Raw genomic sequence first — 12,649 nt, forward strand, 5'->3', positions numbered from 1 at the left:
CCTATCCTCTTGAGTTATTGTGTTGTATCACCCCACTGTTTGCTTCTCCCAATAAATATTTATGATTTAAGGGCTCCCTCAGGTAACGCCAATTCACTTTTTATTCCGTACACCTCCAAATAGTAAATATTCATTGTAAAGAGTTGATCTTTTCTCTACTTAATTGTGAGATTTCCATTTCATTGGTTGGCCATATATAAGGATAAACATTAATTGTGATGAAAGTTTGATTAAAATAAAAATGAGCCTTAAAAAACCCTGTCGACGATTATCAATAGGGTTTTTAAGGCTCATTTTAGACTTATTATATTAATGAGTTGGTATGTCGCTATATAAAGGGTGAGGACGATCATTTTGATATTCAGCATCACTGTCGTTAGACATGTTAGTGATGGATATATTAATCACAATAAACAAAACAACTAACAACCAAAACCACCATTTTTAATCATATGAAACCTCCTTTTATAATGTTTCACTGATAACCTTTCTATTTTCAATACCTTTTTATCCTTAAACCACAAAATAGATGTCATTGTGTTTTACAGCATGGTCGAACATAATATTCTAAGGGCCGATACACAGTACTGTATTCAAAATACAAAAAGGATCGTTCTCTTTGATAGAAACCTCTACTATCTTGATTTATAAAAGAAAGGAAGCTAGGCATACCTGTTGTCTGACTTTGCTAAATTGGGTATTTTGTACGCCGCTCCATATCAAATAGACGTGAAATTGCTTATGTATTTTCATTTTGCAACTTAGTAGAGATTCTATTGCCTTTTTTTGTACGTACTCAAGTTTTACAAACAGTAAAGAATTTACAAAGCGTTTACTTAAGTAGAAGTATCTGTCTTCACTCTCTCTACATAAATTTTTGTTATACTGAGATTGTGTAATAAATTTAAAAAGAAGGTTATCTTCATTTGAGTAAAACACCACAGGCAAACAATAATTCTAATAAACAGCCGCGTCCACCAAGCACACCACGGTGGGTAAAAGTTTCAGTCCTTTCCCTGATCGTAATACTCTTGTTGGTAATAATTATTATAATCATTACCGGAGGAAACCATGGACCTGGGATGCATTTTGGGCATTAAGAATAGAGGAAAGAAAGCGAATACACACTTTCGTAAGTTTGCATTAACCGTTCACGTTACAGTTTCGATCGGATGGATAGGAGCAGTATTCGCCTATCTAGCTTTGGTCATTACAACTTTAACTAGCCGGGATGCTCATATAATACGTGCAGCTCTTATCTCCATGGAACCAATCACCTATTATGCTGTTGTTCCCTTAGCGTTGGCCTCCCTGCTTACCGGCTAATTATGTCACTGAGTACACATGGGGATTATTTCGTCACTATTGGGTTTTGGCAAAATTTTTGCTGACTATAATAGCTATCTTTATCCTATTCCAATACACGCAGACTATCAGTTTTGTAGCAGAATTAGCAAGAGAACCAAGTACTGATCTTGATGAGCTAAAGAGAGCCCATGGTCTCCTCCATTCAGTAGGATCTCTAGTGGTACTGCTTCTTAATGTGATTTATCAATGTATAAACCAAAAGGTATAACCAAATATGGATGGCGTAAACAATACGAAAAGTCTAAACGAATATAGGGCACCAATAAACTTTATAAAGCAAATAATTCAGGCAGTTTATGCTCACAACTGCCTGAATTACTTTTCATTTCTTGGTACTCTGAGTGATTTATTAAAAAATATTGCTCTCTTGTTTTTAGCAGAGCCGCTATAAGACACTTGTGTCCATGTTCTCTTCAAATATCTAAAAAACTCTAATTCTTAAATTTCTAAGAAAGAAGGGAATTTCTAAAACAAGTAAGAACAACTCTACTTCCTCGAGAATAACGTTTGCATTGCTTGGTTAAAATAATAGAAAAGATAACATAGAGGGAGTGAGTTAATTTGAAAAAAGTGTTTGAGTTAACAACCACGAGCCTGTTAATTTTAGGCCTTATTGTTTCATTGTACAACCAGGTAGAAAGTAATCAAAAGAATTCAAATACAGAAGTAGTGAAACATGCCTGTTTTCCAAATTAAGGAACGTCTTTTATAAAAAATAAGGGATGCTGCATGTTAAAAAACTCGTAAAAATCCGATTTAATGACCACACCTGAATCATACTCTTACTTAGTCCTGTTATGTAACTTTATAAAATATTTTATATTCATTAAATGTGTATTTCACGCAAATATATTAATTTTAACACTCCTCTTTTGGATTTTACTATGCAATGCTATTTCCTTTATTTAGAGGTAAGTTGTAGGGAAATCCCCAGAGAGTTGAATACCTTATTATAAAGAAAAACGATAACGTAGGCCACAAGCGGGTACATTTAGCCAAAATGATGCTACTTACAAACTTCTTTTAGCGCACGAGGGTGAATGTGGGTTAAACTATGCAAATTCTAAAGGACAAAAAAGGGCGAAATCCAATGGCGGTGTTGGGCAAGTGCGTTAATAAATGCCTGATTAAGTCATTTGAATTCTGAGAATTCATGTATGGTTACGCTCCCCTAATCCAAAAAAACCTCTTCATTTGATTCTAATCCCGTCATATTGATTTTCTGAATGTTAAAGGCGAATAAAAGACCGACTCTCTCATTTCCCGCACCACATGAATTGCACGTGCACATTTCCGAATCTTGGGCTTAGTTTTATATTTCCCTCAATTCCCAACGTATTTTCAGGTCCATGGCTTGGGCTTTTTCACATACTTGGTTTTACATCCTATCCCATCCTCTCCTGCCGTTTTGTTGTTCTATTTCTCTTGCACTTAGTGGATTACTATTACTACCAAATTCACTCTACCACTCCAGCATTGGATACTTGAACATTTGTTTCCACTTTTATGTCCAAACGTGCGTATTTTCTTTTCCAGTTTTCATAATCCCACTTTCTTGTCCGAGAACGAACCTGATCGCCAAAACCAATCGGATCCACTTCTAAGGCTTGAAATTGTGTAATCATCTTTTTTGCTCGTTTTTGAAGTTCTTCTTCTGCTTTATGTTGTATCTCTTCGATTTTTTGGTCATCAAGCTTAACTCCGGAATATTCACTAATCCTCCCTTCAATATCTAAAGTTACCGTGATTTCAGGGGTTTGATTCCCATTTTCTACATGATAGCTAGACCGTGCTTGTAAATTGAATATATCTGCGTATTCATCTGGTGACAAAGTGACCTCATAGAATCCATTATCAAAGTTTTCGACAAACATCTTAAAGATAAACATCTCTTCCCTATCTATTGTGGTGACCATCTTGTCGTCTTTTAAGATGGCCAGTCCTTTCACTTCTACTTGATCTTCTGTTTGCTCAAGCAACGGGAGATAGGGATCCATGCCGGGAGCATTAAAATGATACAAGTAGACATGCAGATTGGTTGTCGGAAGCCCTTGAGCTTCGGTATTTTGACTGATAAGATCAGACAAATATTGTGAAATTTCAGGTTCTAATGGGGAATCCAAGTTTAAAAGCTGTTTTGTTTTCCCTTCCAATACGGCTAAAAATACCCTTCTCCCTATGATCGGATCGCGACGCAAGGTATCAACAAGTTCCATAATCCCGTATTTAGCCAATTCATCATTGTAAAGGACGATCGCAAGTTTGCTGCTATTTAACTCATACCGGGATCTTGCATTTAGTTGAGCCCGAAGGTCTTTGCTCGTACGGGCTATTCCGGAAATTGTTTCACTCCTTACGCTGCCCCCACCTTCATGTAGTTCCGGTCCATAAATGGGAACACTCACACTCCCCTCCACGACATCATCCTTGACAAAATCATATCCGATGGTACTTATGAGTTGAATCTCATCAATAATTTCCTGATTCACACAAGCCCCAAGAGTGCAAAGAACCAAGATAAAATACATCCACAGCTTTCTCACTCTCTTCCCCTCGCCTTCAATATTACGTGTTGAGTTATCCATAAAAAAGGAATATACACATATACAAAGTAAAAGCCGACTTCAGAAACATAAGAATTTAGGTATTCAATTTGCTGTCGGGTTTGAAACAAAACAGTACCAATCAATACAATAATTAGTAACAAAAAGAGTATCCTTCGTTGATTACAAGAAAAGAGAAGACGTATCCCTCGGCTAGCAGCCACAGTGCTAAACAGATATTAGGAATCACCACCAACAACCATAGGGAAATTCCGGTATACTCAAATCGTTCTAAAAAAGGAAGCTCAAAAATTTGCCAAAGAGAGACGGTGGCCCAAATCGTTATTTCAAGCTGTTCTTGGCTAAAGAACACAAAGGAGACAAAGGCGATGAAAAGATAAGTAAATGTCGTAATTATGTTTCCGACTTGCGCCCATTTCATAGCTTGTTCAGGATTTTTGATAAAAGGATAGTAAAAGAAAGCTAACTTTATACCAAGGAAACTAAGTGCCATGGCTTTTGTACCGGCTAACAAATCAATCATATTATGATCCAGTACAGGTAAAACATTTCGGTAATTAGCAAACTCCAAAGCAGGCAAAAATGAGAAAAGGGTTAAAAGAGAGACCATGGTTCCGATAAAACAAAGACCTACAACCAGGCGAAAGCCTTTGGTTACCACCTAAAAGCTTAGCAGTAATAAACCAAACGCCATTGCCCAAGTAGGCATCGTCGGAAACATCCAAACTTGTATCACTTCTATGTACGTTCTAGTCACTACCAAGGCCAAAGAAAGAAAGTATAGAATTAAAAGACAGCTTAGCAAGCCGCCAAACCATGTGCCGAACAAATCCTTATGAATAGATAAAATATCGCCCTTTCCTTTTTTTAAAACACTGAAGATTAACCCTATAGCTGCGGCAATACTTAGGCTAGACAAAAGAACAGATATCCAGGCATCATAGCCTGCATCTTCGGCTATGGATCGGGGAAAACCTAGTATCCCTACCCCCACTTGCATGGAGTTAAAGATAAATAAGACTAAAAACGGAGGAATTAAGTGACGTTCTGCAACCACGGAAGACACGTTTCTATTTCCTCCTTTAGTGATTAATCATCGATATCCTTCTTTTGCTGGGCTTGAGCTTTGTTAAAACGATAAGACTCTGAGGTCGAACTTGCTTTGGCCTTCTCGATTGTTTGGTAAAAGGAAGGCGAATAAATGAATCTTTTAAGTCTGGAAGCCGTAACGGATAAATGGGAGCTAAATATGGTCTTCCAAGTGATGTAAGGCCTAATAAATGAACGAGAAGAAAAGCCATTCCTAAAGAAACTCCTATCAACCCCATAGTTGCGCTAGAAAAAGAAAGGGAAATCGAATAAGCCTAATTGTATTACCAATTCGATAAATAGGGGTGGTAAAGGAAGCAAGTGCGGCAAGTGCTACAATAATTAGCAATACATTGCTTGTTAATCCTGCCTCAACAGCTGCTGTTCCAATTACAATTCCCCCTACAATACCAATGGTTTGACCTACTTTTGTAGGCAGTCTAGCCCCTGCTTCACGAAGCAGCTCAATGGTCAGCTCTAAAAATATTGCTTCAATTATAGGAGGAAAAGGTATCGCTTCTCGTGACATAATTAAAGTAGATAATAAATCCCTAGGGATTAAAGCTGCATGGTAAGTAATAACGGCAACATAAATGGGTGTTGCCAGTACGCTGAAAGCAACAGCAAAGAGGCGAATAAGCCGAAACGCCGAGGCGATATGCCAGCTTAAAAAATAGTCATCAAAGGATGAAAAAACTCAATAAGAGTAGTTGGTCCTGTGATGGCAGTAGGCGAGCCATCGACTAAAACAGCTACCTTCCCTTCAGCCAAAACAGCAGATACACGATCGGGCCGCTCAGTATCAATTAGTTGAGGGAAAGGTGAATTCGAATTGTCTTCAATCATTTGGTTAATATAAGCACTATCACTGATATGGTCGTATTCAATATCGCGAATGCGTTGAATCATGGTATTTACATTTTCAGGATCTGCAATCCCTTCTATGTAGATCACAGCTATCTTTGTTTTCGATAAGCTTCCCACACGAAATTCCTTTAAAGTAAGATTTTTATCTGGAAGTCTTTTTCTTACCAAATTGATGTTTGAATCAATGGATTCTACAAAAGAGTCTTTAGGACCTAAGACACTGAATTCCACTTCAGGGAGCGAAATGTCGCGCTTCTCTGTTGAGAAAGCAGGAATGAGTAAACAACTGTCCTTGTTTTCTTCTGTTTGAATGGAAATGTAGCCCTCTAATAATTTATTTTCAATCTCTTTATTATCCTCCGTTATGACTATTTGATTAAAGGGGAGCTTTCCAGTTAGTTCATTAAGATTTTTAAAAGGTTCACCTTGCAGTTGTGGCAGTATGTCATGGTGAAGAGCAGAGTGGTCAATAAGAGTTTGAAAATAAGAGATCCAAAACGGAGTCTTTGACGAACTATGAAACGAATGTACAAAGTCCTCCGACGACCCACACTTTTCCATCAGTTCAGAGACGGTTGTTTGTTCAGTTATAGCAGCATATCGTTTCTCCAGCCATCTCCTCAATGTTCATTCACCTTTCTTTCTCCCTAGGCCCTCTCTTTGCAGTGAGTATGGTAAGTAAGACGCAGCGCACGAAATGTTTAAACCTTTACACTGGTATATTGGTTAAAATTGAGGAAATTTATTCAAATGTTTCCTACCCTAAGAACAATGAGAGAAATATGCCGACAATACTACTGTTTAGATTCACTTTATGATGGAAATGTATATTGCAAGTATCCATGATTGGCTAAAAAATCACATTATTTATAGATTCAATTTTTCTAACAGAGAAAATAAGATTAATGGTAACGTTCAAATTCATATTGCCCCAAAAGGAATAGGTGCTGTAAAACCCAGCAGGATAGAACACTATTAAATAGAAAAGAAGCATCTACAAATTTGATAGACGCTTCTTTTCTATTTAACCTGACATTCACTTTTCTTTGTTTTCCAAATAAAGTTGAGAGCTTCCTTTTGTGTCTTCCCATACCGAACGCTTCTTTTCCCACTATTCAACTCTTCAACAAAGGCTAAATATTGTGACCCATCCCACCATAACGTGATTGTGTACTGTCTTTCTCCCTGAGAAATATTTCGCTTAGAAAGAAACCCAATTTCCTTTTCCACTATAGAAAAACCTACCCTTTGTACATTGTAGAGAAGACAAGCTTTCGTGGTTTCATAGTATACTTTCTGACAACAATAAACAAGACACCGAAAGCGAAAACTGAAACCATGCGATTATATCTAAAAGCCTAGGGCTACGCTTCCTTGCGTTTTTCTGTTTTTTCTATAGGTGATCCTTGTCTTCACCTTTATAACTTGGTTGAGGAATATTGAGAAAATAAATTCCATGTTAAAGAGTTTTCAAATCATTATTTCTTTATTGTGATGCTTAAGCTCTTATTTGTTCCACTAAATCTTCTAACGCTTTTTGACTAAATCGAATGGCTCTTTCGTAAATGTTTAATATCATCTCTCCGTATTCATCTCCTGGAACAGCCCACTTTCCGTTTAACCCCGTCCAAGTTACAGCTGAACCTCTTTCAACCAAGTCAAAGCGTGGATCCAGTAAGGGATATTTATCGGGTAACTTGGAAGTCGAACTGTAAGCAAATAAGTGTTGGATATGAGCGAGGACTCCCTCTTCTGGTGTATCAAAACTGGCTCCGCGATTGTCTGGATCTGTAGCCCCTAGCCCGCAAAAGTTATTTTGCTCTGGTTGCACTATTCCAGTAAAACGAAAATAATCGGTTTCATGTAGAGCTTGAGCAAAAGCAATATCCCCTCTTATTCCGTAAACCTCCCCAAATTTCAAATAGTAGGAGCCTAACTCAGGGGCATTAGCGTTGACGGTTTTAAGATATCGGTTTAAAAGGGATGGCGATAGAATGGTCTCCCCCATAATTGAATATCCATTCGGCGTGGTCTCCTCTGCCCCATGTTGTCAATAATGATAAAGGCATCCGAAATGCCGATCTGTTCTAACTGATTTTTCCGCCTCTCAGCGTTTTCCCTGTATTTAAATGAACCGGCTTGTACCCGGTACCATTCTTCCCCATTGATCATAGTTCTTACGATAAAGGCATCAATACCATTCGATTCAAGATGCGCTATCTGCTTCTCCGCATTCTCTTTGGTTTTAAAAGAGCCTGCGATGACCTTATACATAGAACCAGAATCCTGTTTCATTTGTAGATTAAACGCTTCTTCTAACCCATTTATATGTCCTCGAGCCACGTCTTGTCGCCAAGAAGAATCCCTCATTAGGGCAGCGTCTTGACGGTGATCAATAAAACCATTTTCTGTTAATAAAGCTGACATCCTTGTTTCTCGCAAAACATGAAAATTAGCTTTCTTTTTCCCTCGGTTTGACAAACGATTTAAAGCGGTAATGTGTTTATGCATAACATCACGGTATTGGGCTGTTTGTGAAGAATCAGATAAACTATTGTGAATGTAGTCCTCATACCCTCTGGCTTCTCCATTAAAAGCATTGCAATGGATAGACAAAAAATAATCGGCATTCCATTGATTTGCTTCATTTGTTCTCTGCCTTAAACTAACAGTCGTATCAGTGGTCCGGCTCATTCTCACTTCTACGTTTTGGTATTCATTGAGTAAAATATTTCTAATCCTAAGGGCAATATCCAATGCCACGTCTTTTTCCAATAAACCATTCCCTGTGGCTCCAGTGTCACTTCCACCATGACCAGGATCTAAATAAAGTTTCATAACCATTCTCCTTTCCTTTGTCATTATATGAAAAGGAAGAGAAACAAGAGCGGACAACTTACCCTGGAGATAAAACCATACTTTAAGGTTTTGAAACATCATTTGAATTTTGCCAACCATCTACGTTTGTCCTGTTCGGGTACTCAGTAATATGTACCTTAAAACCTTCTTCCCTCATTCTCTAATCTGACTTAGATCCATGTAGAAAATTCTGCGGGTCCAGCCACACAACCAAAACTATAAGGAGAATGGTTATTTTGTGTAATTTTCGTTTTCCATGGTTGTAAACAGAAAGTGAATAGCCTTTGGGGATTTTATTGATAAAAAAGCCCCCGCTAAAGGAGGTAGTTAAGATTTTCATGGGTGTTAAAATAAAAATGACGGGGGCTTATAATAATATACGAGAAAGCTTTTGTGAGGTCTGGGCATTTAAAGGTTGTTCTATTCATTTTGCATCAATTTATATGTCTCTTCTTCTCAGGATAGCAGTAGCTTTTTAGCAAGCCAAAAAAGGAATTCCATCCTATAAATGTAAAAGTTTCCTCATTACTTTCACCATTTCTTCAGCAGGTGACTCTGCAACATCATAGGGATTTTTTTTATTCTTCCATTCACTTGCTAATGCTTTCTGTATACCTCTTTTAATATCTGCTGCATTTTGTTTTACATGTATGACATTCTCTCCGTGTTCTCGGTTTCGTTGCCTATTTCCAATGTTAACAAAAGGCACATTAAAAAAAAGGGGCTTCAATGATACCGCTACTACTGTTTCCTACCAATACATCGACTTGTGACAATAAAAATAAATACTCACTTGGAGGGAGTGAATCAAAATATGCAACATTCTTATATTGGTTGACAAAAGTATTAATGGATTTGCGAAATATCTCTCCCCCGGTATCACTATTTGTTCCAAGAAGAATAAGCTGAGCCTCTGTAAAGTCCTTCATGGCTTCTAAGGATTCATTTATCTGCATAAAGAAAGGAAGGTTATCTTTAGAATCAGGATGCACCACAAACAAAATCTTTTTTTGTCTTTTGACCTAAATTTAATTTTTTAGTGAGCCCTAACTTTTCTTCCTTACTCATCCTTCTTATTTCTTGAATGTCATGCTTTCGCAAAGACCCAATGACAAAAATGTTGGTTTCTTGTTCCCCCATAGAAAGTAGTCGTTGTTTGGACTGCACAGAAGATACAAATGGTAGGTGGATAATTTAGATATCGCATGGCGCACCGCATCATCTGCCGATCCCGACTTCTCTCCCCCATGCAGGTGTATGATCATCACGTTTTGATAGTGAGCCGTCATCGCAGCCGCTATCATTTCTCCTCTATCTCCTAAAATAAGAACAGCATCGGGTTCCGCTTGTTCAATAATATCGGCAAAATATAAAGAAGCCAATCCAGTTGCCTTAGACATAGCCCCCCTTGTATCTCCTTTGACTAAAATCGAGGGCGTAGAAAGGATATAAAAGGGATCTTTGCGTACCTCATTTATGGTAACTCCGTATTCTTCTAATACATGCATGCCAGTCACTACAAGCTGCAACTCAAAACAAGAAGATTTCTCTATTTCAAATAATAAGGGCCGGTAAATACCATAATCTGCTCGCGTACCCGTAAAACATAAAATCTTTTTTTTGTTTTACTCAAACTACACCTTCCTTTACTTTTCTTGATCTAAGTCCTTCCACCATAGAGGGTCTCCAGCTTTCTTATCGATTTTCATTTTTTTTCCTATGACGTCTTTGAAATGCTTTGATTCTATTGACGTCGCTGGTCGTAAGTAAGTTAAATCCTCTATGGATAACCTATGGCCTTTTTTTACTTCTCGATTCAGATAAATCCCTCTTCGTACTTTTTCTTTTGTTTCTTCTTCAGAGGATGTGACTTGCTTGGTTTCACTTCCTAATGCTACCTCAATCTGTCTTATCCCCTTTACCATTTGGTGGAAGTCGGTGGGGTTCAAGGAGGCTTTATGATCAGGTCCCTCCAAGCTAGTGTCTAAGGTTAAGTGTTTTTCAATAATTTTATAACCAAGACTCGTAGCCGCATAAGGGACTTCTACACCCAAGGTGTGGTCGGAGTACCTATCACACATCTAAAATGTTCCTTGAACGTTTTTATCGCTTTTAGATGGACCTCATTATAAGGAGCGGGATAAGCAGAAGTGCAGTGGAGCAAGGCCAGTGGTAGATTTTTGGGGAGAAAGTGTACAGTATCTTTTATTTCTTCTAAAGTTGCCATCCCAGTGGAGAGGATGAGTGGCTTTTTATATGTCGCTAACTGCTCAAGTAATGGGTAATGGGTTAAGTCCCCACTCCCTACCTTGTATGCGTCCACACCCATCTCTTCTAATAGTTCCGCGCTTTTCCTATCAAATGGTGTGGATATAAAGCTAATATGGCATTCCTCACTATACTTCTTAAGTTCTTTAAACTCTTGTTTATTTAATTGATATTTTTTTAACATATCAAATTGCGAATGATGATTTGTCTTCTTTTGATAGGTCGCCAATTTGCTTTGAGGTGTGACCAATTGTTCGGTTTGGTATGTCTGAAACTTTACCGCATCAGCTCCTGCCTCTTTTGCTGCATTGATGAGCTTCTTTGCCAATCGTAATGATCCGTTGTGGTTGACACCAACTTCAGCTATGATAAATACTTTTCCTTCATCAGTCACTCGGGTGTTTCCAATTGTGAAAGGCATTTTCCCATCCTTTCCAAGACAAATATTATCTTGCTAAGAGACCCGTTTTATAAAAGGCGTTGTAACTGGAGTACCACGTATTTCTGCTCAGTAAGAGTAAGATTTGAGTGAAAGGGAATGGCTAACGTACGACTCGACATGTCTTCACTAATAGGAAAGCTTCCCGGCTGGTGCCCAAATCGTTTTTTAAAACTGTTTTGTAAATGAATAGAAGGAAAGTAAGGTTTTGTAAAAACTCCTCTTTTTTCAAGTGAAGAGATCACCTGATCTCTGTTTATTTTTTTAGGAAGAATAATAATAAAGACAAACCAGCTTACCCTACATTCTTTTAATATCGCAGGCAGCGTGACCGGTAGATTCCAATGAGTAAGGAGATCTATATAACGTAAGGCCACGAGTTCGCGCTTTTTTAAAATTTCGGTTAACCGTTCCATTTGGGCTAACCCTACAGCAGCCTGTAATTCAGACATTCGGTAATTATAGCCAATGTAATCATGGTCTAACCATTTGCTGGTTAGACTCCTTCCTTGATTTCTTAGGATGGAAGCTGTTTTGTATACTTCTTCCTTGTTAGTTACCAATACGCCTCCTTCCCCCGTAGTTATTTGCTTATTTGGATAAAACGCAAATACCCCGGCATCTCCTAAAAGCCCCACCGGCTTGCCATCCCACGTTGCACCAATGGCTTCACAAGCATCTTCGATGACGAATAAATTATGTTTAGTAGCAATTCTTAAGATCTCATCCATTTTGCAGGCCTGCCCAAATATATGAACAGCTAAAATAGCTTTGGTTTTTGAAGTGATCGCTTGCTCTATCTTTGACACATCCATGTTTAGCGTGTTTGGATCTATATCTACAAAGATTGGGGTGACTCCTTCATACACTAAACAGTTACCAGAAGCGATGAAACTGTACGGAGTCGTAATGACTTCGTCGCCTGCTTTTAGCCCAAGGGATTTTACCGCCACATGTAAGGCGCTCGTTCCACTATTCATGGCTACAGCGTATCCGGCATGAAAGCGTTGTTGAAAGGTTTTTTCAAATGCTTTAATTTTCTCTCCCATACTTAATTGGCCAGAATCTAACACTTCTTCTACATATTTTTTTTCTAAAGAGGATATGTCGGGCTTGGAAAGCGGAATAATCATTCTCTACCCACTCCTTCTTCGTTGGCATTGGCTTCTTTTTGTAGTAGGAGCTAGATACACAT

Annotated in this window: 10 protein-coding genes and 3 pseudogenes; 2 read left to right on the top strand and 11 right to left on the bottom strand. The window is 38.2% G+C overall.

Annotated features, from left to right (window positions below; translation table 11 throughout):
* Window positions 1–1,071 precede the first annotated feature (1,071 nt).
* Together JCM19033_RS26635 and JCM19033_RS26640 are read left to right on the top strand one after the other, a co-directional pair.
* Window positions 1,072–1,326 carry a hypothetical protein gene (locus JCM19033_RS26635; protein WP_269758404.1) on the top strand — a complete coding sequence of 85 codons (255 nt, stop codon included), beginning with the start codon at window positions 1,072–1,074 and terminating at the stop codon, window positions 1,324–1,326.
* A gap of 603 nt (window positions 1,327–1,929) precedes the next feature.
* Window positions 1,930–2,064 (top strand): hypothetical protein, encoded by a 135-nt coding sequence (locus JCM19033_RS26640; RefSeq protein ID WP_269758405.1) that lies wholly within the window; start codon window positions 1,930–1,932, stop codon window positions 2,062–2,064.
* A 761-nt stretch (window positions 2,065–2,825) separates the two neighbouring features.
* Here the strand turns inward: JCM19033_RS26640 and JCM19033_RS19140 are convergent.
* The 11 genes and pseudogenes from JCM19033_RS19140 to JCM19033_RS19185 all read right to left on the bottom strand — a co-directional run bounded on the left by JCM19033_RS19140 (window position 2,826) and on the right by JCM19033_RS19185 (window position 12,587).
* Complete coding sequence (locus tag JCM19033_RS19140; protein WP_054637506.1) at window positions 2,826–3,911, bottom strand: Ger(x)C family spore germination protein; 1,086 nt, start codon at window positions 3,909–3,911, stop codon at window positions 2,826–2,828.
* Between the two features lie 154 nt (window positions 3,912–4,065).
* Window positions 4,066–4,998: pseudogene (locus JCM19033_RS26645) on the bottom strand (GerAB/ArcD/ProY family transporter).
* A 23-nt stretch (window positions 4,999–5,021) separates the two neighbouring features.
* A pseudogene (locus tag JCM19033_RS28480) lies at window positions 5,022–6,512 on the bottom strand (spore germination protein).
* 874 nt (window positions 6,513–7,386) lie between these two features.
* The gene (locus JCM19033_RS24505) at window positions 7,387–7,896 is read right to left on the bottom strand and encodes a glucosaminidase domain-containing protein (RefSeq protein WP_198153578.1); all 510 of its coding nucleotides are present in this window, start codon (window positions 7,894–7,896) and stop codon (window positions 7,387–7,389) included.
* Window positions 7,863–8,726 carry an N-acetylmuramoyl-L-alanine amidase gene (locus JCM19033_RS24510; RefSeq protein ID WP_198153579.1) on the bottom strand — a complete coding sequence of 288 codons (864 nt, stop codon included), beginning with the start codon at window positions 8,724–8,726 and terminating at the stop codon, window positions 7,863–7,865. The genes JCM19033_RS24505 and JCM19033_RS24510 overlap by 34 nt, the downstream gene beginning before the upstream one ends.
* A gap of 523 nt (window positions 8,727–9,249) precedes the next feature.
* Window positions 9,250–9,456: a hypothetical protein gene (locus tag JCM19033_RS24515; RefSeq protein WP_198153580.1), complete on the bottom strand. Its 207-nt coding sequence runs from the start codon at window positions 9,454–9,456 to the stop codon at window positions 9,250–9,252.
* Between the two features lies 1 nt (window position 9,457).
* Window positions 9,458–9,742, bottom strand: coding sequence for a UDP-N-acetylglucosamine 2-epimerase (locus tag JCM19033_RS24520; protein ID WP_054637509.1), 285 nt, complete (start codon window positions 9,740–9,742; stop codon window positions 9,458–9,460).
* Between the two features lie 78 nt (window positions 9,743–9,820).
* Window positions 9,821–10,255, bottom strand: coding sequence for a UDP-N-acetylglucosamine 2-epimerase (locus JCM19033_RS24525; protein ID WP_269758411.1), 435 nt, complete (start codon window positions 10,253–10,255; stop codon window positions 9,821–9,823).
* A 138-nt stretch (window positions 10,256–10,393) separates the two neighbouring features.
* Complete coding sequence (locus JCM19033_RS26650; protein ID WP_269758412.1) at window positions 10,394–10,672, bottom strand: SAF domain-containing protein; 279 nt, start codon at window positions 10,670–10,672, stop codon at window positions 10,394–10,396.
* A gap of 12 nt (window positions 10,673–10,684) precedes the next feature.
* Window positions 10,685–11,436, bottom strand: a pseudogene (locus JCM19033_RS19180) (N-acetylneuraminate synthase family protein); the annotation flags it as partial.
* A 47-nt stretch (window positions 11,437–11,483) separates the two neighbouring features.
* Window positions 11,484–12,587: a DegT/DnrJ/EryC1/StrS aminotransferase family protein gene (locus JCM19033_RS19185; protein ID WP_054637511.1), complete on the bottom strand. Its 1,104-nt coding sequence runs from the start codon at window positions 12,585–12,587 to the stop codon at window positions 11,484–11,486.
* Between the last annotated feature and the right edge of the window lie 62 nt (window positions 12,588–12,649).

Source organism: Thalassobacillus sp. C254, from assembly GCF_001310615.1.

Coding starts and splice junctions, on each gene's coding strand:
- JCM19033_RS24505 (WP_198153578.1), bottom strand. CDS start 7,896: ATGGGGGAGACCATTCTATCGCCATCCCTTTTAAACCGATATCTTAAA.
- JCM19033_RS24525 (WP_269758411.1), bottom strand. CDS start 10,255: ATGCATGTATTAGAAGAATACGGAGTTACCATAAATGAGGTACGCAAA.
- JCM19033_RS24510 (WP_198153579.1), bottom strand. CDS start 8,726: ATGAAACTTTATTTAGATCCTGGTCATGGTGGAAGTGACACTGGAGCC.
- JCM19033_RS19185 (WP_054637511.1), bottom strand. CDS start 12,587: ATGATTATTCCGCTTTCCAAGCCCGACATATCCTCTTTAGAAAAAAAA.
- JCM19033_RS26650 (WP_269758412.1), bottom strand. CDS start 10,672: ATGGTAAAGGGGATAAGACAGATTGAGGTAGCATTAGGAAGTGAAACC.
- JCM19033_RS26635 (WP_269758404.1), top strand. CDS start 1,072: ATGGACCTGGGATGCATTTTGGGCATTAAGAATAGAGGAAAGAAAGCG.